Here is a 20,049-nt window from a genome sequence, read left to right as displayed (position 1 = left end):
ATTCGGCCTGAAAGTTTCCGGTAAAGAGATAGATCAGATCGAGATCGGATGCGTGTGTCAGCACCCCGCCGCCCATCCGGCCGAGCCCCAGGACCAGCATTTCGCTGCCGGGAATCACGCCGTGCGCGTCGCGGAATTCCTGCGCTGTCGCATCGGTCAGCACCACCAGCGCGGCTTCGGCGACGCGGGCGAGGGCATGGCCGATGTCGAGCGGATCGTTGGCGCCCTCGATCAACTGGACACCCAGTTTGAAGCGCAGCTCGCCCACCTTGCGGCGCACCGAATCGAGCTTGCGCTCATAGTCGTCGCCCGGCTCGAAGCGCGCGAACAGCGCGATCAGTTCATCGGTGGTGCCCGGCAGGTCGAAGGCACTGGCATCGATCAGCGGATCGAGCAGGTCCGCGCGCCGCGCCAGCGCATCGGCCAGCGGCGGCGCCAAGCTGAGGATGCGCGCCAAGAGGTCCAGCAGGCCGGGACGCGCTTCGAGCAGGCGAAACAGGTTGATCGCACTCGGCAGGTTGTTGAGCAATTGCTCCCAGCGCGACAGCGCGCGTTCGGGTTCCGGCGCGGCGGCCAGCGCAGCCAGCAGATCGCGCCGGATCGCCTCGAAAGCATGGCGCGCGGCATCCGATCGCAGCGCGCGCATCCGGCCCGACTGCCAGCCCTCGATCCGCTGCGCCACCGCTTGCGGATCGGCAAAGCCGAGCCCTTCGAGGTCTTCGACCAGCGTGGCCTGATCGGGCATCGGCACCGCCGCACCGGGCGCGGTGGGCGTATTGGCCATGATCAGCGCATCGTAGCGCTCGCCGACCGCCTCGGTTATCGCGGCCAGCTCGGTGAGCAGCGCCTGCCCGTCCGGCAGCCCGTCGAGCCGGGCCACGGCATCAAGCGCTTCCGGCTTCATCGGCAGGCTCTGGGTCTGCTGGTCGTGGACCATCTGCAGCCGGTGCTCGACCGTGCGCAGCCGGTCGTAGCATTCGCCGAGCAGACGTGCTTCCTCTACCGGAACCAGCCCGGCCTGCGCCAGCGCGTCGAGCGTCGCGCGCGTCCCGCGCAGGCGCAGCGCCGGATTGCGCCCCCCGTGGATGAGCTGATGGGTCTGGGCGTAGAATTCGATCTCGCGAATGCCACCGCGCCCTTTCTTGAGGTCGAAGCCCGGCCCGACCTCGGGCGTGCCGCGCGCGCTGGCGCGGATCTGCGCGGTCAGCCGCCCGATCTCGGCAATCGCGCCGAAGTCGAGGCTCTTGCGCCACACGAAAGGCCGGATCGCGGCCAGAAACGCCTCGCCCGCCGCAACATCCCCGGCACAGGCCCGCGCGCGGATGAAAGCCGCCCGCTCCCAGGCGAGCGCGGAAGATTCGTAATGCGTCAGCGCCGCGTCGATCGAAATCGCCAGCGGGCTCACTTCCGAAGCCGGCCGCAACCGCAAGTCGACGCGGAAGACGTACCCCTCGGCGGTAACATTGGAGAGCGTCTCCACCACCACGCGCGCCACCCGCTGCGCCGCCTCGCCCGGCTCGTCGCGTTCGCGGCGGGGGAGCAGGTCGGGATCGAACAGCAGGATCGGATCGATGTCCGAGCTGTAATTCAGCTCGCCCGCCCCGTGCTTGCCGAGCGCCAGCGCCAGGAAGCCCGCCGGTTCGCTGCCGGGCGCGCGGCGGCGGATACCTTCGGCAATCGCGGCATCGAGCGAACGGTCGGCAAAGGCGGACAGTTCGCCGGTCACTTTGAGCAGGGGAAAGGCCCCGGCCAGATCGCCGATCGCGAGGGCCAGCGAAAGCGCTGCCTTCTCGCGCCGCAGCGCCGCGCCGGTATCGGGCGCCCCCGCCCCGGCCGCGCGGGCCCAGGCGAGCGCGGCATCGCCCTTCCCGGCAGCCAGAAGCTCCACCAGATCCGGCAGGCGCCCCATCGCATTGGCAAGGTAAGGCGCGCAGGCACGCGCGCGGTCGATTGCTCCGGTCCAGTCGGCACTCATGGCCCACTCCTGCCCGCTGCGCGGAGCCGGAGCAAGGGGAAGCAGGCAGGCTGGCCTGTATATCAGGCCCGGCTTGTATATCGCCGAATCGTCTGGCACCTGTGCGCCTCCCCCCACTCCAGACAGAGGTCGCTCTCTTGAAACATCCCGCGCTTGTTCTTGCCGTCCTGGCCCTGGGCGCCTGCACGTCCACCTATGAAGGCCCGAAAATGCCCAAGGGCACGGCACTGCCGCCGCCCGAGCAGGCCGCTGCGGCAAAGACGCCGGATATCTCGGTCGATCTGATGAAGCAGATCACCAAGCGCCTCTCGGCCGACGATTTCGAAGGCCGCGCGCCGAGCACGGCGGTCGAACCCAAAGTGCTCGACTACATCGTCTCGCAGTTCAAGGCGGCAGGCCTCCAGCCGGGCAATCACGGCGAGTGGCTGCAGACGGTGCCCACGGTCGAGATCACCGGCAGCGATTACACGCCGCTGACCGTGAAGGGGGCCAAGACGCCGCTCTCGTTCCACTTCGGCGACCAGTACGTGGCCGCCAGCTACCGGGTCACGCCCAAGACGCAGGTGAAGGACAGCGAACTGGTCTTCGTCGGCTACGGCATCGACGCGCCCGAACTGGGCTGGAACGACTATGCCGGGATCGACATGCACGGGAAGACCGCGGTCATCCTCGTCAACGATCCCGACTATGCCAACGAGACCGAACAGGGCCTCTTCAAGGGCCGCCGGATGACCTATTACGGCCGCTGGACCTACAAGTTCGAGGAAGCCGCGCGCCAGGGCGCCACTGCCGCGCTGATCGTGCACGACACTTTCCCCGCCGCCTATGGCTGGAACGTCGTCAATTCGAGCTGGACCGGCGCGCAGTACTACGTGCAGAAACCCAATGACGGCATGGACCAGACCCAGGCCAACGGCTGGGTGCAGAAGCCCGTTGCCGAAGCGATCCTGAAGGCCGCCGGCAAGGACCTCGCCGCGCTGTCCGCTGCGGCGAAGCAGAAGGGCTTCAAGCCGGTGCCGCTGGGCCTCAAGGTCAGCTTCGGCTTCGACAATGCGATCCGCCGGTCGACCTCGCACAACGTCGTCGGCATTCTGCCCGGCAAGGTCCGTCCCGACGAATATGTGCTCTATTCGGCGCACTGGGATCACCTCGGCCACTGCACGCCCGATGCAACCGGTGACGACATCTGCAACGGCGCGGTCGACAATGCCACCGGCGTCGCGGCCCTGACCGCCATTGCCAAGGCCAATGCCGAAGCGGGCCCGGCCGACCGCAGCGAAGTGTTCCTGGCGGTAACGCTGGAGGAATCGGGCCTGCTCGGCTCCGAATACTATGCCGCCAACCCGATCTATCCGCTCGACCACACCGTGGGCGGGGTGAACATGGACGCGCTGCTGCCCGCGCCGCGTTCGCGCTCCTATTCGATGACTGGCGGCGACAAGTCCGACCTCACCTCGATCTTCCGCGATACGCTGGCCGACGAAGGGCTGAGCGAAGTGCCCGAAGGCCATAGCGAGCGTGGCGGCTACTACCGCTCCGACCACTTCTCGATGGCCAAGCGCGGCGTCCCGATGTTCGACGTGGGCCGCAGTTCGGACTTGTTCGAGGGCGGCAAGGAAGCCGGTGAGAAAATCGGCGAGGAATATACCGCCAAGCACTACCACGCCCCCAGCGACGAATATTCGGACGACTGGAACTGGGACGGGATTGTCGAGGACGCGGACCTCTACTACGCGCTCGGCCGCTCGCTCGCCGATTCGGACTTCTGGCCGGACTGGAACGAGGGCGACGAATTCCGCGCGATCCGCGACAAGGCCTGCGCCGCGGCAACAGGAGGCTGCCACAAGTGACCTATACCCTGCCGCCCGAATGGCACGCGCAGGACTGGATCTGGATCGGCTTCCCGCATGACCCGGTCGAATGGCCGGGCTTCCTGGAAGCCGCCCAGGTGCAGATGGCGCAGTTTGCCAGCGCGGTTGCCGAGTCCGGTCAGGAAGTCCGCCTGATCGTGCGCGACGAGGCCAACCGCGCGCGGGCGGCATCGCTGGTATCGGAAAAGGTAAAGCTGGAAATGCGCCGCTATGGCGACGTCTGGCTGCGCGATACCGGGCCGCTGGTGGTCATGGACGAGAGCGGCAACCGCAAGGCCCGGATGAAGGCCATGCGCTTCGGCTTCAACGGCTGGGGCGGCAAGTACCTGATGGACGGCGATCAGGAGATCGGCGCCGAACTGGCCGAAAGCGCCGGGCTGCCGGTCGAAACGGCGGACTGGGTGCTCGAAGGCGGCGCGCTCGACGGCGACGGCACCGGCCTTGTCGCCACCACCGAGCAGTGCCTGCTCAACCCCAACCGCAACCCGCACCTGACCCGCGCCGACCTCGAAATGCGGCTGGCGCGCGACCTCGGCTATACCCGGGTGCTGTGGCTGGGCGATGGCCTCATCAACGACCACACCGACGGCCACGTCGACAATCTCGCCCGTTTCGTGGCGCCGGGTGTAATGGCCCTGCCGCGCGCCACCGGGGCGGACGATCCCAATGCCGCGATCTATGCCGATGCCAAGGCGCGCGCCGAGGCCATGGGCGTCACGGTGCGCGAAGTCCCCTCCCCCGGACGGGTGGAAACGGACGGCCGGATCGAACCGGCCAGCTACATGAACTTCGCGATCACCTCGAAGCTGGTGGTGGTGCCCACATATGGCACCGCGCACGATGCGGACGGCGTGGCCGCCATCGCCGAGCTGTTCCCCGATCGCGAGACCGTGGGCATCCTTGCCGACGCGGTGCTGGCCGGCGGCGGCTCGTTCCACTGCTCCAGCCAGCAGATGCCCGCGCGCACCTGAGGAATCGCGCCGTTTAACCCTTTGGCAAGGGATCGCGGCGCATTCACACAGGCATGGCTCGAATCGTTGCCCTTGCCGCTCATCGTGCGCCGCGTCTGCAGCGCCTCGAATGGCTGCGCGCGCTGATCGTCACCGGCTGCGCCATGGCGCTGATTCTCGCCAAGGCTCCGCTGCCGTTCTGATCCGGCGGCGCGGCCGGGCAGCCATTGCCGTATCCCGGCCCGCCATTTTCCTACACTTGCGGAACCTGTCACACTGCGCGCGGCACCGGTTTGCCCGCGCTCTTTGAACAGTCCGATTTTCGCAGCCGGGCGAAGCGAAGTTTCGCATCGTCCAACTCCTTGTAAAATTATGCTTTCTTGCAGACTCGCACGGCGCCGGTGTCGGCAAGCTTAGCGAAGTTACTGCGCCGCTCGCCTATTTGCGGCGATAGCGGAAGTACCAGACTTCGTGGCCATAGACCTTGCGGGCCTTGGCCTCGTAGCGGGTTTCCGGCCAGCCGCCGGGGCGGTTCTGGAAATCAGCCGGCTTTTCGCAAAGCCACTCGAACTGATGGGTATGGCGCTGCATCACCATCAGCGCGTGGCGCACGTAAACAGCATGGTCGGTGCCGAAGCGGAACTCGCCGCCGGGCCTGAGCTTGGCCGCGAACATGTCGACCGGGCCGTCGTTCATCATCCGCCGCTTGGCATGGCGCGCCTTGGGCCAGGGGTCGGGATGGAGCAGGTAAAGGAACGACAGTGCGCCGTCCGGAATGCGCGAAAGCACCTCCAGAGCATCGCCGTGGTGAATGCGCACATTGCCGATCGGCGGATGCGCGCCATTATCGCCGCTGACATGGAGCAGCGCCTGCGCCACGCCGTTGATGAATGGTTCGGCCCCGATGAAGCCGTGGTCGGGCAGCATATCCGCGCGCTGCGCCATGTGCTCGCCGCCGCCGAAACCGATCTCGAAATGCATCGGGCAGTCACGGCCGAACAGCCGCTCAGCCGTGACCGGGCCTTCGGCAGGCACCGCGATGCGCGGCAGGAGATTGTCCACGAGCCCCTGCTGCCCGGCGCGCAGCGGCTTGCCCTTGGCGCGGCCATAGAGGCGGTTGAGAGTCGTGGGATCGCCGGATTTGTATGCCGTCATGGCGCGCGCCACTGGCAGGCCTGCGGCTCCGGGTCAATGGAGCGCAGATCGCGGGCATGGTCGCAAAAGGCATCAAAGCTTGCAAAAACGGCCCTTGTCACGAACGTGCAAGCTTGATTGGAAGCCCGGTAACGCCTCAGAGGATCAGACCACGTCCATGCTTCGCGCGATTTTCCTGCTGTTCGCCTGCCAGCTGACAGGCGAGATCCTTCACCGGCTGACCGGCCTTGCCCTTCCCGGCTCGGTGATCGGGATGCTCCTGCTGCTGGCCTGGCTGACCCTCGTCCCGCGTGAACGGCCCACGCTGACCGCTGTCACGAGCTGGCTGACCGCCCACCTTGCCGTGATGTTCGTGCCCGCCGCCGTGGGCCTGATCGAGGAAGGCGATATACTGGCCGCGCAAGGCATCGGGCTGGTGGTGGCTACCGTGACATCGACAGTGCTGACCATGGCCGTCACGGCGATCGTCTTTCGCTGGGCGCTCGGGCGGTTTGTCCCGCTCGACGATGCCAATACCGGAGAGAAATCCGCATGACCGGGCTGCTCTCGACGCCGCTGTTCTGGCTGACCGTCACGCTGGGCGTGTTCGAAGCCTTCGACACCATTTCCAAACGCGCCAACCGGCACCCCTTGTGCCACCCGGTCCTGTGGTCGACGCCCGTCCTGATCGGCCTGCTGCTGTGGACCGGCACGCCTTATGCCGCTTACCGCGAAGCCACATTCCCGATCAGCTTCCTGCTGGGGCCCGCCGTCGTGGGGCTGGGCGTGCCGATCTGGGCAGAGCGCGCCCGTATCCGGCGCCTGGTCATTCCGATCATGCTCTCGCTGACCGCCGGGGCGCTGACCTCGATCGTCAGCGCCGTCGGCATCCTGGCGCTGTTCGGAGGCCCGCGCGATCTTCTCGCCTCGATCGCCCCGCGCGCGACGACGACTCCCGTCGCCATGGCCATCGCCTCCCAGCTCGGCGGCATTCCCTCGCTGGCGGCCGTGATCGTCCTGTTCGCCGGCGTGTTCGGCGCCATGTGCGCGACACCGCTGCTCAACCTGCTTGGCGTTCGCGACTACCGCGCGCGCGGTTTCGCGGTCGGCGTATCCGCGCACGGAATCGGCTCGGCCCGCGCCTTTCAGGTCGACCAGAGCGCCGGCGCGCTGGCCAGCATGGGCATGGCACTCAACGCCGTCATGACTGCCGCCCTGCTCTCGCTGCTGGCCATCTTTCTCTGACGCCTTCCTCTGGACGAAGCCCCCCAAAACGACAGCGGCCCACCCTTTCGGGCAGGCCGTCGTCATTCCCCAGCGAGGGAGTGAACCGTTATCAGGCGGCCACTTCGACCTCGTCCGGATCGCGCAGCACATAGCCGCGGCCCCAGACGGTTTCGATGTAGTTCGCACCACCGCAGGCATGTGCCAGCTTCTTGCGCAGCTTGCAGATGAACACGTCGATGATCTTGAGTTCCGGCTCGTCCATCCCGCCATAGAGATGGTTGAGGAACATTTCCTTGGTCAGCGTGGTGCCCTTGCGCAGCGAAAGCAGCTCAAGCATCGCGTATTCCTTGCCAGTCAGGTGCACGCGGGCGCCATCGACCTCGACCGTCTTGGCGTCGAGATTGACGATCAGCTTGCCGGTGCGGATGACCGACTGCGAATGGCCCTTGGAGCGGCGCACGACCGCGTGAATGCGGGCAATCAGCTCTTCGCGGTGGAACGGCTTGGTCACATAGTCGTCAGCACCGAAGCCGAACGAGCGGACCTTGCTGTCCATTTCCGAAATGCCCGAGAGGATCAGCACCGGCGTCTGCACCTTGGCGACGCGCAGCTTCTTCAGGACGTCATAGCCGTGCATGTCCGGCAGGTTGAGGTCCAGAAGGATGATATCGTAGTCGTAGAGCTTGCCCAGATCGAGGCCTTCTTCACCCAGATCCGTCGAATAGACATTGAAACCCTCAGCCGTGAGCATGAGCTCGATGGCCCGGGCCGTGGTCGGTTCGTCCTCGATCAACAGCACTCGCATGGGTATCCCCCTTTGCCCCTTTGTCCCGCAGACGCTAACGCCAGCGCAACAGACATTGCCGTGAATTAACCATATGACCAGTGAAGGTTAAAGGTTAATTTGCCGTAAACGTAGCATTATCCGGTCATTTCCCCAAGCATCGGATCATGCCACGCTGTTTCGCGCCGTGCATAACTGCAGCGGCAAATGCTAAAACGGCGGCAAACAGGAAAGGTTAAGGAACCGCAACAAAAAGGGCGGAACATCGCCTGTCAGGCAGCGGGAACGACCATGGCCGGAGCGTTTACCCGCGCAGCCCGCGGACGCTTGCGACCTTCCCCATACGGTTCATCTATCCGATTGAGATAGCTCCACAATCCACATTGCAGGCCGATCAGCATCAGGATGAAAGGTTGGAAAGCGATGCCGACGAACAGGGATCCGATCAGGTAGACGATCTGGGACAGTTGCAGGGCATTGGCGCACGGCGCCACCCAGGCCTCGTCCGGTCCCGTGCGGTTCTTCCAGCGGCGGCGGATCATCTCCATCTGGACCAGGCCGGAAATCTGCAGGGCCAGCCAGATGCCCAGGCCCGGATACCCCTGCTCGCCCAGCATTTCGAAATAGCTCGAATGGTAGGCCCGCCCCACTTCCACGATCGGCGTCGCGTCGACGACTGTCGTATTGCCGCTCGTTTCGGCCACATAAGTATCGTATTGCACCCGGGCGCTCTGGTACGCGAAGAAGCCGCCGCCGAAGGGGTGCTGCTTGGCGTATTCCCACGTCCATTTCCACATCGCGATGCGCGTGCTCGCCGACTTGTCGGCCTGGTGGTGTTCGATCGTGTCCATGCGCGCGAGGAACGCGTGCGGCAGGAATGGCACCGCGATCACGGCGGCCAGCGCCATGCCGGAAGCGATCAGAACACGGTGCTTGGCCGTCCTGAGATAGAGAACGCAAAGGACCCCCAGGCAGACCAGCCCGGTGCGCGCCTGCGTGCCCACCGGGATCAGGGCGCAGGCAAAGATCAATGCGGCCGCGAAGATCAGGACCCGCCAATCGCTGGGAAAGACCGTGCCGTGCCTGGCCAGCCAGACCACGATCGGAATGATGGAGATGGCAACGGCGGAAATGATCGACCCCTCGAACAACCCGTTGTTGCTGTCGACGAAGATGCGCAGCGTACCGTAGCCACTGCCGCCGCCCACGGTCTTGACGGCCCCGTCTATGATGAGCGCGCTGGCCGAAAGCACCATGACCAGCGCCACCGCCTCGATGCGCAGGCGCGTGCGCAGGGTCAGTGGCATGAAAATGGCAAACAGCAGCGCCTTCCATACCCAGGCCCATTTCTCGGGCGCATCGGCCGGATAGGCGGCGGTCAGCGTGGTATAGCCGCACCAGATCAGCAGCAGCACCATGAGCCCCTGCCGGAAGGTGAAACGCGAATCCTCTTTCCGGTCGAGCACGATCCAGCCCAGGAACGCGGCCGCAAAGGCGATAAGCGAAACCGGCACGCGCGACAGGAAGCCCCAGGTGATGACCTGGGGCTGCACGATGTCGATGTAGAGGTAGCAAAGCATCCATATGAACGGGCGCTTGAACCCGGCCAGCAGCAGGCAGATGAAAAAGGCGGTGAAAGCCAGATTAAGCATCGGGCTTCCTTCCCCGGCGTCCGAACCGGCGGCGCGGCTCGCCGCGTCCCTCGTCATAGAGATCATCGCGCGAAAGCAGCCGCCACACGGCAATCGCGAGCAGCCCGTGGCTGACGGCAAGGGCAAAGATATCGACCATCGCCGGATTCGATAGCACCGGCGAGTTGACGCGGCGTTAAGCGTTAGATGCCTAGGTATAGCCCGTCATGACACGCATTCTCCATGTTCTCGACCACTCGCTGCCGATGCACAGCGGCTACACGTTCCGCACGCGCGCGATCCTGAAGGCGCAGCAGGCGCTGGGATACGAAGTCCGCGGCATCACGGGACTGCGGCACACCGCGCAGGGCCCCGCCGCCGAGGCGGCCGACGGGCTGCTGTTCCACCGGACCGCAGGGGCCGCCACTGGCCCGGCCGTTTACCGGGAATGGCGCGAGATCGGCCTGTTCGCGCAAGCCATCGACCGGGTGGTGCAGGACTGGCACCCGGACATCCTCCATGCCCATTCGCCGGCCTTGTGCGGCCAGGCGGCGCTGCGCGTGGCCCGCCGGCACGGAATTCCGCTGGTCTATGAGATCCGCGCCTTCTGGGAAGACGCCGCGGTCGGCAATGGCACCGGCAGCGAAGGCTCGCTCAAGTACCGGCTGACCCGCAAGCTCGAAAGCCATGTCGTCGCCCAGGCGGATGCGGTGGTGACGATCTGCGAGGGCCTGCGCCAGGATCTGATTGCGCGCGGCACGCCTTCAGACAAGATCACCGTCATGCCCAACGGCGTCGATCTGGCCCTGTTCGGCCAGCCGCTGGAGCGCGATCCCGCGCTCGCCCGGGAACTGGGCTTCGAGGCCGAAGGCAAGCCATGCCCGGTGATCGGCTTTATCGGCAGCTTCTACGACTACGAAGGGCTGGACGTGCTGATCGACGCGATGCCCGCGCTGATCGCCCGGCAACCCGATGCCCGCCTGCTGCTGGTAGGCGGCGGCCCGATGGAAACGGCGCTGCGCGCGCAGGCCGAAGCCTCGCCGGCAGCGGACGCGATCCGCTTCGTCGGCCGGGTGCCGCACCATGAGGTCGATCGCTATTATGCCCTGTGCGACATCATGGCCTACCCCCGCAAGCGCAGCCGCCTGACCGATCTCGTCACACCGCTGAAACCGCTCGAAGCCATGGCGCAAGGCAAACTCGTCGCCGCCAGCAATGTCGGCGGCCATCGCGAACTCATCACCGATGGCGTGACCGGCATTCTGTTCCCGCCTGACGATGCTGCCGGCTGTGCTGATGCACTGGCCGGGTTGCTGGACCAGCGCGAAGAATGGGATCGTTACCGCCGCGCCGGACGCGATCATGTCGAGACCCGGCACGATTGGGCCGTGAACGCAGGGCGTTATCAAGACGTTTACCAAATGCTGTCACGAATCCGGCTTCGAAAAAGGCTGGGCGCCGCAGCATGACCTGCACGGCACGCCCCCGGCCGGAATAGAATGGGATAAGACGAAAGTGTCCGAGCACAAGCGCAGCAAGTCGGGCGGAAACCAGCCCATCAGCCGCCACCCCCTGTTCCCGGCCATTGTCGCTCTCTGGTTCGGTGCGCTTTTCGGTGCGGGAAGCATCGCCATCCCACCCTCTCTGATAGAGCGCGTGGTGACGGCCTTCGGCATCGACCACGTGCTCCCGATGGCGGCACCGCCGCTGGGGGCCACGGCCCGCATCCTGATGGCCCTTGTCATGACCGGTCTCGGCGTCGCCGCCGGGGTCGTGGCAGCCCGGCGCCTGACCGCGCGGGACACGCAAGTGCACCATCGCCGCCGCAACGTTTCCCCGGCCACGGAAGAAGAATCCACGCAGGAGCAAGCCACACGGGACAGGACCACGCCGGACAAAGCCCCGGCCGGCCGCTTGCGCGCCTTCGCCGCCAAGCCGCGCACGGCGGTTGAAAACGACGCGCCTGTCGCGCGTGAACCGGCGGCGGCCCAGGACAAGCGCATCCTCAATGTCGCCGAATTCGGGCTCGACGGATTCGAAGATATCAGCGATGCCGAGGATGTCCCCGCGGCCGTGGCGCCGGGGCTTCATCTGCAGGCTGAAACCTTCGCCGGCGACGAAGAGCCTGCGGCTTTCGCACCGCCCGTGGAAGTGTCCCCCGGCAACCTGTTCGAAACCTATTCCCGCGGAATCGCAGCCCGCACCGAAGATACGCCGCCGCCGTTCACCGCATCGGAAGCATCGTCCGGGCCGGACTTCGAGATTCTCCCGCACGCAAGCGAGGAAGCGGACAGCGCCGATGCCGCCGGGTATGACGAGGATGACGCCACCGCGCTGCCCATCGTCGATGCCGGGCACGAGGAACCCGCCACCTCCAGCGAAGGACGCAAGGCGGCTGAGCGCATCGCGGCCGCCCGGCTCGACGAATTGTCGCCGATCGAGCTGCTCGAACGCCTGGCGCTCGCCATGGCGCAGCGCCGCGAGAGCGCCCAGCGGGCCGCCGTTGCCCTGGTGCAACTGCCGGTTCTGGTGGCGGACGAGAGCGTGGCCGAACCGGAAATCGAGGCTGAAGCTGAGGCCGCCGCCATCGAAGTGCAGGCTTGCGAGCCCCCGCTTTCCGAATCGCCTTCGGAATTCCAGCCTTCCGAACCCCAGACACTTGAGCCGGTATCATCTGAACCGCTGCCTTTCGCGCAGCCCCGGTTTCAGGCCACGCCGGACGAGGCCGCCGAAGAACTCGCCGTCGGCGCAGCACTTGTCCAGGATCCGGAACCGGACGTGGCCCTGCCGCATATCCCCGCCGCCCTGCGCCCGGTGAGCTTCGGCGATCTGCCGGATGACGACGAAGACGTCCTGCCCGCCTACATCCCGCCCCGGCACATCGGCCTGGCCCAGGCTGCAGACCATGCCGGCGCGAACGGCGCAGCCAGTCTCGTCCCGCCATCGGCCGAAGAGGAAGAAGAGGACATGGACGAGGAGGAAGAGCTCGTCCTCGACCAGGGCTATTCGTCCCTGCTCGACCTCTCGCGCCCGCTGGTCAGCCGCGAAAACCCGACCCAGCAATTCATCGGAAACGAAGAATCCGGCACGGACGGCGATGACGGCTCCTTGGCCATCTTCCCCGGCGAGGAAAGCCGCGACACCGGACCTTTCGGGTATCCTGCACCGGATGCCCCCGATGCCATCCCCACCGGCACGCCGCAAATCCCGCGGCAAGCCGCACCGCAGAGCGATCGCCTGTTCGACGCCCCCGGCAAGACCGGCCCCAGGGAAACCGAGGAAGCCTTGCGCAGCGCTCTGGCCGCCCTTCAGCGGATGAGCGGCGCCGCCTGACCTTCAATTCTGTCGGGAAAATCCCCCGTCAAAGGCCCCGTCCGGTTCGTCCGGGCGGGTTTTTTGATAATAAAATGGCCCATTTCCCGGCATTCACGCGCGCAATCCTGCGCCGGAACCGCCTTCGCGGTTGCAAAACCTGCTATCAATCGTCATGGGGACCGTGGGGGCACTATGTCGCTTGGGGATCCTGCACGATTCGTGCATTCTGTCCCGTGCGCCTGGTGTACTCCGGCAAATGACAGGATGGATTATTATCGATGGGATTTCCAAAGCCCCAAGGCCTTTACGATGCGCGTAACGAACATGACTCCTGCGGCGTGGGCTTTGTTGCTCACATTAAAGGACAGAAAAGCCATGAGATCATTACCCAGGCCCTGGAAATCCTGAAAAACATTGACCACCGCGGTGCGGTGGGCGCCGACCCGCTCTTGGGTGACGGCGCGGGCATCCTGACCCAGATCCCCGACCAGCTCTTCCGCACCTGGGCGAAAGGCGCCGGCGTCGAGCTGCCGCAGCCCGGCGACTATGCCGTCGCCATGTGCTTCCTGCCTCAGGACGAAGCGGCCCGCGATTTCGTGGTCGCCAAGTTCGAGAAGTTCATCGCCAAGGAAGGCCAGACCCTGCTGGGCTGGCGCGAAGTGCCGGTCACGCTCGACGGGCTGGGCAAGGCCGTCCTCGAATCGATGCCGGTGGTGCGCCAGTGCTTCGTCGGCCGGGGTGAGAACTGCGCCGATCAGGACGCGTTCGAGCGCAAGCTGCTGGCGATCCGCAAGCAGACGCAGAACCCTCTCGAAGCGCTGGCGGTCAAGCACAACCTGCCGGGCCTGACCGAGCTCTACATGCCGAGCTTCTCCAGCCGCACGATCGTCTACAAGGGCCTGCTGCTGGCGACCCAGGTCGGCTCGTTCTACGACGACCTGCGCAATCCCGAATTCGTCTCGGCACTCGGCCTCGTCCACCAGCGCTTCTCGACCAACACGTTCCCGAGCTGGAAGCTGGCGCACCCCTACCGCTTCATGGCGCACAACGGCGAGATCAACACCGTTCGCGGCAACGTGAACTGGATGAACGCCCGCCGCCGCACCATGGAATCCGAGCTGCTCGGCGCCGACCTCGACAAGATGTGGCCGCTGATCCCGCACGGCCAGTCGGACACCGCCTGCCTCGACAACGCCCTCGAACTGCTGCTCGCGGGCGGGTACAGCCTCGTCCATGCGATGATGATGCTCATTCCCGAAGCATGGGCCGGCAATCCGCTGATGGATAGCCAGCGCCGCGCTTTCTATGAATATCACGCCGCGCTGATGGAGCCGTGGGACGGCCCCGCCGCCGTCGCCTTCACCGATGGCCGCCAGATCGGCGCCACGCTGGACCGCAATGGCCTTCGCCCCGCGCGCTTCCTCGTCACCGACGATGACCTATGCGTCATGGCTTCCGAGAGCGGCGTGCTGCCGATCAAGGAAGACAACATCGTGCGCAAGTGGCGCCTCCAGCCCGGCAGGATGCTCCTCATCGACTTCGAAGAGGGCCGCATCATCGAGGACGAAGAGATCAAGGCCAAGCTCGCCGAGGAAGAGCCCTACGAAAAGTGGCTCGATCAGGCGCAGTACAAGCTGGCCGATCTCGACGTGATCGAGCCCGAACTGGCCGAACTGCCCGCGCCCACCGGCACGCTGCTCGACCGTCAGCAGGCCTTCGGCTACACCCAGGAAGACACGCTGCGCTTCCTTGAGCCGATGGCGATGAATGCCGACGATCCGATCGGATCGATGGGCACCGACACGCCGATCCCGGTGCTGTCGAACAAGTCGCGCCTGCTCTACGACTACTTCAAGCAGAACTTCGCGCAGGTCACCAACCCGCCGATCGACCCGATCCGCGAGGAACTGGTGATGAGCCTCGTCACCATGGTCGGCCCGCGCCCGAACCTGCTGGGTCACGACGCTGGCACGCACAAGCGCCTTGAAGTCAGCCAGCCGATCCTGACCGATCTCGGCCTTGCCAAGATCCGCTCGGTCGAAGCCGCCCTCGACGGCGCCTTCCGCACCGGCACGATCGACATGACCTGGGACGCCAGCACCGGCGCCGAAGGCCTGGAACTGGCGATCAAGGAAATGTGCTGGGCGGCGACCGAGGCCGTGCTGGCGGACAAGAACATCCTGATCCTGTCCGACCGCGCCCAGGGGCCCGACCGCATCGCGATGCCGGCGCTGCTGGCCACGGCGGCAGTGCACCACCACCTCGTCCGTCAGGGCCTGCGTATGCAGACCGGCCTTGTCGTCGAAACCGGCGAAGCGCGTGAAGTGCAGCACTTCTGCGCGCTGGCGGGCTATGGCGCCGAAGCCATCAACCCCTACGTCGCCTTCGAGACGATCGAGGAAATCCGCACCCGCAAGAACCTGCCGATTTCGGCTGAGCAGGCGGCGAAGAACTACGTCTACGCCATCGGCAAGGGCATCCGGAAGGTCATGTCCAAGATGGGCATCTCGACCTACCAGTCGTACTGCGGCGCGCAGATCTTCGACGCGGTCGGCCTGTCGAGCGCGTTCATCGACAAGTACTTCACCGGCACCGCCACCACCATCGAGGGCGCCGGCCTGCTGGAAATCGCGGAAGAGACCGTGCGCCGCCATGCCGCGGCCTATGGCGACAACCCGATCTACGCCAACATGCTCGACGTGGGCGGCATCTACGGCTCGCGCGTGCGCGGCGAGGAACACGCCTGGACCAGCACCAACATCGGTCTGCTCCAGCACGCCGTGCGCGGCAACGTGCCTGCCAAGTACAAGGAATTCGCGGCTACCATCAACGATCAGTCGGCCCGGATGCTCACCATCCGCGGGTTGATGGAATTCGTGCCCGCCGCGGAGCCCATCGACATCAGCGAAGTCGAACCGGCCAGCGAAATCGTCAAGCGGTTCGCCACCGGCGCGATGAGCTATGGCTCGATCTCGTGGGAAGCGCACACCACGCTCGCCGCGGCGATGAACACGATCGGTGGCAAGTCGAACACCGGCGAAGGCGGCGAGGATCCGAGCCGCTTCAAGCCGATGCCCGATGGCCGCAACCTGCGCTCGGCGATCAAGCAGGTCGCTTCGGGCCGTTTCGGCGTGACCACCGAATACCTCGTCAATGCCGACGACATCCAGATCAAGATGGCCCAGGGCGCCAAGCCCGGCGAGGGCGGCCAGCTGCCCGGCCACAAGGTCGACAAGATCATCGGCAAGACCCGTCACTCGACGCCGGGCGTCGGCCTGATCTCGCCGCCGCCGCACCATGACATCTACTCGATCGAGGACCTCGCGCAGCTCATTCACGATCTCAAGAACGTGAACCCGGGCAGCCGCGTCTCGGTCAAGCTGGTGTCCGAAGTGGGCGTCGGCACAGTCGCCGCGGGCGTCTCCAAGGCGCGTGCGGACCACGTCACGATCTCCGGCTACGAAGGCGGCACCGGCGCATCGCCGCTGACCTCGCTCACCCACGCCGGCTCGCCCTGGGAAATCGGCCTCGCCGAAACCCAGCAGACGCTGCTGCTGAACAACCTGCGCAGCCGCATCTGCGTCCAAGCCGATGGCGGCCTGCGCACCGGCCGTGACGTCGCCATCGCCGCGCTGCTCGGCGCCGACGAGTTCGGCTTCGCCACTGCGCCGCTGATCGCCGCGGGCTGCATCATGATGCGCAAGTGCCACCTCAACACCTGCCCGGTCGGCGTCGCCACCCAGGATCCGGTGCTGCGCGCGCGCTTCACCGGCCAGCCCGAGCACGTGATCAACTACTTCTTCTTCGTCGCCGAAGAGCTGCGCGCGATCATGGCCGAGCTGGGCTTCCGCACGGTCGGCGAAATGACCGGCCGCGTCGACAAGCTCAACATGAAGAAGGCCATCAGCCACTGGAAGGCCAAGGGCGTGGATCTTTCCAAGATCCTCTACCAGGCCCCGCTGGGCGATAGCCCGTCGCTCAACTGGAGCGGCACGCAGGACCACGGCCTTGAGAACGCGCTCGACAATGCGCTGATCGAAGGCGCTGGCGATGCCCTCGAAAAGGGTGTGGCGGTTCGCATCGAGAAGCCGATCATCAACGTCAACCGCACGGTCGGAGCGATGCTCTCGGGCGAAGTGGCCAAGCGCTACGGCCATGAAGGCCTGCCCGACAACACGATCCACGTCACGCTGACCGGCGTGGCCGGCCAGAGCTTCGGCGCCTGGCTTGCCCACGGCGTCACGCTCGACCTGACCGGCGATGCCAACGACTATGTCGGCAAGGGCCTGTCGGGCGGCCGCGTGATCGTGCGCCAGCCCGGCCATGTGAACCGCGATCCGCTCAAGAACATCATCGTCGGCAATACCGTGCTCTACGGCGCGATTTCCGGTGAGGCGTTCTTCAACGGCGTCGGCGGTGAGCGCTTCGCGGTCCGCAACTCGGGCGCGATCGCAGTTGTCGAAGGCTGCGGCGATCACGGCTGCGAATACATGACCGGCGGTGTCGTGATGGTTCTTGGCAAGACCGGCCGCAACTTCGCCGCAGGCATGTCGGGCGGTATCGCCTATGTCTTCGACGAGGACGGCCAGTTCGACAAGCTGTGCAACCCTGCGATGGTCGACATCCTCAAGATTTCGCCCGAAGCGGACGAGGAAGAAGGCACGGGCCGCCCGCAGCAGCGGACAGTCAGTGTCAACGACCTCGGCATGGGCGACATGCTGCGGCACGATGCCGAACGCATCCGCGTGCTGCTCGAACGCCACCACCTGCACACCGGCTCCAAGCGGGCCCGGACGCTGCTCGACGACTGGGACAACACCATTGCCAAGTTCGTCAAGGTGATGCCGCGCGACTACGCGAAGGCGCTCAAGCAGATGGAAGCCGAGCGGCTCGAAGCCGCTTCCGTGGCAGCAGAATAAGATCGGGAATCAGTACAAGATGGGCAAGGAAACCGGCTTTCTCGAACTGGACCGTCATGACCGCACTTATGGTCCGGTCGACGAACGACTGAAGAACTACAAGGAATTCATCATTCCGCTGTCGGCGGAGGCACTCAAGGACCAGGCGTCGCGCTGCATGAACTGCGGCGTGCCGCACTGCCATACGGGCTGCCCGGTCAACAACATCATTCCGGACTGGAACCACCTGGTCTATGAGAACGACTTCCGCAATGCGCTGGAAGTCCTCCACTCGACCAACAACTTCCCCGAGTTCACCGGCCGCATCTGCCCCGCCCCGTGCGAGGCGGCCTGCACGCTGAACATCGTCGACCAGCCGGTCACGATCAAGTCGATCGAATGCGCGATCGTCGACAAGGGCTGGGCCGAAGGCTGGATCACGCCGAAGATTCCCGCCCACAAGACCGGCAAGTCGGTCGCCGTGGTCGGCTCGGGCCCGGCGGGCTTGGCCTGCGCGCAGCAGCTTGCCCGCGCCGGCCACTCGGTGACGGTGTTCGAAAAGAACGACCGCGTCGGCGGGCTGATGCGGTACGGCATTCCCGACTTCAAGATGGAGAAGCACCTCATCAATCGCCGCGCGGCGCAGATGGAAGCCGAAGGCGTGGTGTTCAAGACTTCCACCGAAGTCGGTGTCTCGGTCTCGGTGAACTCGCTGAAGGACAACTTCGACGCCGTGGTCTTCGCCGGCGGCGCCGAGGATGCCCGCCGTCTCGACATTCCGGGTTCCGAACTGCCGGGCGTGCGCCTGGCGATGGAATTCCTCATGCAGCAGAACAAGCGCAACGCGGGCGACGACGAGCTGCGCGCCGCCCCGCGCGGTTCGCTGACGGCGACCGGCAAGCACGTCATCGTCATCGGCGGCGGCGACACCGGGTCTGACTGCGTGGGCACGTCCAACCGTCAGGGCGCGCTGTCGGTCACTCAGCTCGAAATCATGCCCAAGCCGCCGGTGCATGAGAACAAGGCCATGTCGTGGCCGTTCTGGCCACTCAAGCTGCGCACCTCCTCCAGCCATGAAGAAGGCTGCGAGCGCGACTGGGCCGTTCTGACCAAGCGCGTCGTCGGCGACAACGAGGTCAAGGGCCTCGAATGCGTCCGCGTCGAGTGGAAGGACGGCAAGATGCACGAGGTGCCGGGCAGTGAATTCACGCTGCAGGCAGACCTCATCCTGCTCGCGATGGGCTTCGTCGGCCCGCGCAAGGCCGGGATGCTCGACCAGTCGGGCGTCGATCTCGACGCGCGCGGCAACGTCAAGGCCGATACCGAACAGTACCACACCAGCGACGAGAAGATCTGGGCCTGCGGCGACATGCGCCGTGGCCAATCGCTGGTGGTCTGGGCGATTCGCGAAGGCCGCCAGTGCGCCCGCGCCGTGGACGAAGCGCTGATGGGGGCGAGCGAACTGCCCCGCTGATCGCTTTCTTCAAGACCCTGATAAAGCGAAGGCCCGCGAGACTACACCGTCTCGCGGGCCTTCCTGTTTCGAAAAGCCGCCAGGGTTACGACTCTACCAGTCGATCGGCTCACGCCCGTTCGCCTTCAGGAATTCGTTGGCGCGGCTGAAATGCCGGCAGCCGAAAAAGCCCGAATGCGCTGAAAGCGGGCTCGGGTGCGGCGCGGTCAGCACGAGATGGTGGCTGCCCGCCAGCCCCGGCACGCGTTCGGCCTTCTTGCGCGCGTGACTGCCCCATAGCAGGAACACACAAGGCTCCTTCTTGGCGGCAACCGCTGCGACGGCCGCATCGGTAATCGCTTCCCAGCCCTTGTTCTGATGCGAACCGGCCTGCCCTTCCTGAACGGTGAGGGAATTGTTGAGCAACAGCACGCCCTGACGCGCCCAGTGCTCCAGATTGCCGTGCGGAGGAATGGCGACTCCGCAGTCGCTCGCCAGTTCCTTGTAGATGTTGACCAGCGATGGCGGGGTTTTCACCCCTTCCGGCACCGAGAAAGCCAGGCCATGCGCCTGTCCCGGACCGTGATAGGGGTCCTGCCCGAGGATCACCACTTTCACGTCGTCGAGCGGCGTCAGTTCCAGAGCCCTTAGCCGGCTGCCGCGCGGCGGGTAGATCCGCTTGCCCGCGGCTTCCTCGGATTTCAGCCAACCGCCCAGCTTGCGCGCTTCAGGCGCCGACAGAACTGTATCAAGCGCCGGTTTCCAGCTCGAAGGGACGGCCTGTGCGCTTGCTGTTGCCATGATGCCCCAA

15 protein-coding genes are annotated in these 20,049 nt (G+C 65.7%); 9 read left to right on the top strand and 6 right to left on the bottom strand.

The window, feature by feature from the left end:
• Positions 1-1,975 (bottom strand): [protein-PII] uridylyltransferase family protein (locus NN5_RS01595; RefSeq protein ID WP_067732295.1); only part of this gene is annotated, 1,975 nt, incomplete at its 3' end.
• Between the two features lie 209 nt (positions 1,976-2,184).
• Here NN5_RS01595 and NN5_RS01590 point away from each other — a divergent pair.
• From NN5_RS01590 to NN5_RS27125, 3 genes are read left to right on the top strand one after another with little or no spacing between them, the layout of a single operon-like run.
• Positions 2,185-3,825 carry a M28 family metallopeptidase gene (locus NN5_RS01590; protein WP_084384663.1) on the top strand — a complete coding sequence of 547 codons (1,641 nt, stop codon included), beginning with the start codon at positions 2,185-2,187 and terminating at the stop codon, positions 3,823-3,825.
• Positions 3,822-4,817, top strand: a complete 996-nt coding sequence (locus NN5_RS01585; RefSeq protein WP_084384662.1) for an agmatine deiminase family protein — start codon at positions 3,822-3,824, stop codon at positions 4,815-4,817. Before NN5_RS01590 ends, NN5_RS01585 begins: the two co-directional genes overlap by 4 nt.
• A gap of 53 nt (positions 4,818-4,870) precedes the next feature.
• A complete protein-coding gene (locus NN5_RS27125; protein ID WP_281190390.1) occupies positions 4,871-4,999 on the top strand; it encodes a hypothetical protein in 129 nt (42 codons plus the stop codon).
• 235 nt (positions 5,000-5,234) lie between these two features.
• Here NN5_RS27125 and trmB read toward each other — a convergent pair whose 3' ends face one another.
• Positions 5,235-5,951 carry a tRNA (guanine(46)-N(7))-methyltransferase TrmB gene (trmB, locus tag NN5_RS01580; RefSeq protein ID WP_067732292.1) on the bottom strand — a complete coding sequence of 239 codons (717 nt, stop codon included), beginning with the start codon at positions 5,949-5,951 and terminating at the stop codon, positions 5,235-5,237.
• Positions 5,952-6,108: 157 nt separating this feature from the next.
• Between trmB and NN5_RS01575 the strand changes: the two genes are divergently transcribed.
• Entirely contained in the window at positions 6,109-6,486 is a 378-nt protein-coding gene (locus tag NN5_RS01575; protein ID WP_067732291.1) for a CidA/LrgA family protein, read from the top strand.
• Positions 6,483-7,175 carry an LrgB family protein gene (locus NN5_RS01570; protein ID WP_067732290.1) on the top strand — a complete coding sequence of 231 codons (693 nt, stop codon included), beginning with the start codon at positions 6,483-6,485 and terminating at the stop codon, positions 7,173-7,175. The genes NN5_RS01575 and NN5_RS01570 overlap by 4 nt, the downstream gene beginning before the upstream one ends.
• A 91-nt stretch (positions 7,176-7,266) precedes the next feature.
• Here the strand turns inward: NN5_RS01570 and ctrA are convergent, their stop codons facing one another.
• The 3 genes from ctrA to NN5_RS26210 all read right to left on the bottom strand — a co-directional run bounded on the left by ctrA (position 7,267) and on the right by NN5_RS26210 (position 9,732).
• Positions 7,267-7,962 carry a response regulator transcription factor CtrA gene (gene ctrA, locus NN5_RS01565; protein WP_067732289.1) on the bottom strand — a complete coding sequence of 232 codons (696 nt, stop codon included), beginning with the start codon at positions 7,960-7,962 and terminating at the stop codon, positions 7,267-7,269.
• Positions 7,963-8,213: 251 nt separating this feature from the next.
• Complete coding sequence (locus NN5_RS01560) at positions 8,214-9,593, bottom strand: putative O-glycosylation ligase, exosortase A system-associated (RefSeq protein ID WP_067732288.1); 1,380 nt, start codon at positions 9,591-9,593, stop codon at positions 8,214-8,216.
• Positions 9,586-9,732: a hypothetical protein gene (locus tag NN5_RS26210; protein WP_169800929.1), complete on the bottom strand. Its 147-nt coding sequence runs from the start codon at positions 9,730-9,732 to the stop codon at positions 9,586-9,588. The genes NN5_RS01560 and NN5_RS26210 overlap by 8 nt, the downstream gene beginning before the upstream one ends.
• 67 nt (positions 9,733-9,799) lie before the next feature.
• Between NN5_RS26210 and NN5_RS01555 the strand changes: the two genes are divergently transcribed.
• The 4 genes from NN5_RS01555 to NN5_RS01540 all read left to right on the top strand — a co-directional run bounded on the left by NN5_RS01555 (position 9,800) and on the right by NN5_RS01540 (position 19,259).
• Positions 9,800-11,041 (top strand): TIGR04063 family PEP-CTERM/XrtA system glycosyltransferase, encoded by a 1,242-nt coding sequence (locus tag NN5_RS01555; RefSeq protein ID WP_067732287.1) that lies wholly within the window; start codon positions 9,800-9,802, stop codon positions 11,039-11,041.
• Positions 11,042-11,087: 46 nt separating this feature from the next.
• A complete protein-coding gene (locus NN5_RS01550) occupies positions 11,088-12,905 on the top strand; it encodes a hypothetical protein (protein ID WP_067732286.1) in 1,818 nt (605 codons plus the stop codon).
• 260 nt (positions 12,906-13,165) lie between these two features.
• The gene (gene gltB, locus NN5_RS01545; protein WP_067732285.1) at positions 13,166-17,806 is read left to right on the top strand and encodes a glutamate synthase large subunit; all 4,641 of its coding nucleotides are present in this window, start codon (positions 13,166-13,168) and stop codon (positions 17,804-17,806) included.
• Between the two features lie 19 nt (positions 17,807-17,825).
• Complete coding sequence (locus tag NN5_RS01540) at positions 17,826-19,259, top strand: glutamate synthase subunit beta (protein WP_067732284.1); 1,434 nt, start codon at positions 17,826-17,828, stop codon at positions 19,257-19,259.
• Positions 19,260-19,352: 93 nt separating this feature from the next.
• Here NN5_RS01540 and ung read toward each other — a convergent pair whose 3' ends face one another.
• Positions 19,353-20,039, bottom strand: a complete 687-nt coding sequence (gene ung, locus NN5_RS01535) for a uracil-DNA glycosylase (protein ID WP_067732283.1) — start codon at positions 20,037-20,039, stop codon at positions 19,353-19,355.
• Positions 20,040-20,049 lie beyond the last annotated feature (10 nt).

Source organism: Novosphingobium naphthalenivorans NBRC 102051 (assembly GCF_001590985.1).
GTDB lineage: Bacteria > Pseudomonadota > Alphaproteobacteria > Sphingomonadales > Sphingomonadaceae > Novosphingobium > Novosphingobium naphthalenivorans.
This window is presented reverse-complemented; position numbering and strand designations above follow the sequence as displayed.

What these genes read in the sequence shown, in the direction of transcription:
- NN5_RS01590 (WP_084384663.1), top strand. Translation starts at nt 2,185, where the DNA reads ATGCCCAAGGGCACGGCACTGCCGCCGCCCGAGCAGGCCGCTGCGGCA.
- NN5_RS27125 (WP_281190390.1), top strand. Translation starts at nt 4,871, where the DNA reads ATGGCTCGAATCGTTGCCCTTGCCGCTCATCGTGCGCCGCGTCTGCAG.
- trmB (WP_067732292.1), bottom strand. Translation starts at nt 5,951, where the DNA reads ATGACGGCATACAAATCCGGCGATCCCACGACTCTCAACCGCCTCTAT.
- NN5_RS01575 (WP_067732291.1), top strand. Translation starts at nt 6,109, where the DNA reads ATGCTTCGCGCGATTTTCCTGCTGTTCGCCTGCCAGCTGACAGGCGAG.
- NN5_RS01570 (WP_067732290.1), top strand. Translation starts at nt 6,483, where the DNA reads ATGACCGGGCTGCTCTCGACGCCGCTGTTCTGGCTGACCGTCACGCTG.
- ctrA (WP_067732289.1), bottom strand. Translation starts at nt 7,962, where the DNA reads ATGCGAGTGCTGTTGATCGAGGACGAACCGACCACGGCCCGGGCCATC.
- NN5_RS01560 (WP_067732288.1), bottom strand. Translation starts at nt 9,593, where the DNA reads ATGCTTAATCTGGCTTTCACCGCCTTTTTCATCTGCCTGCTGCTGGCC.
- NN5_RS26210 (WP_169800929.1), bottom strand. Translation starts at nt 9,732, where the DNA reads ATGGTCGATATCTTTGCCCTTGCCGTCAGCCACGGGCTGCTCGCGATT.
- NN5_RS01555 (WP_067732287.1), top strand. Translation starts at nt 9,800, where the DNA reads ATGACACGCATTCTCCATGTTCTCGACCACTCGCTGCCGATGCACAGC.
- gltB (WP_067732285.1), top strand. Translation starts at nt 13,166, where the DNA reads ATGGGATTTCCAAAGCCCCAAGGCCTTTACGATGCGCGTAACGAACAT.
- NN5_RS01540 (WP_067732284.1), top strand. Translation starts at nt 17,826, where the DNA reads ATGGGCAAGGAAACCGGCTTTCTCGAACTGGACCGTCATGACCGCACT.
- ung (WP_067732283.1), bottom strand. Translation starts at nt 20,039, where the DNA reads ATGGCAACAGCAAGCGCACAGGCCGTCCCTTCGAGCTGGAAACCGGCG.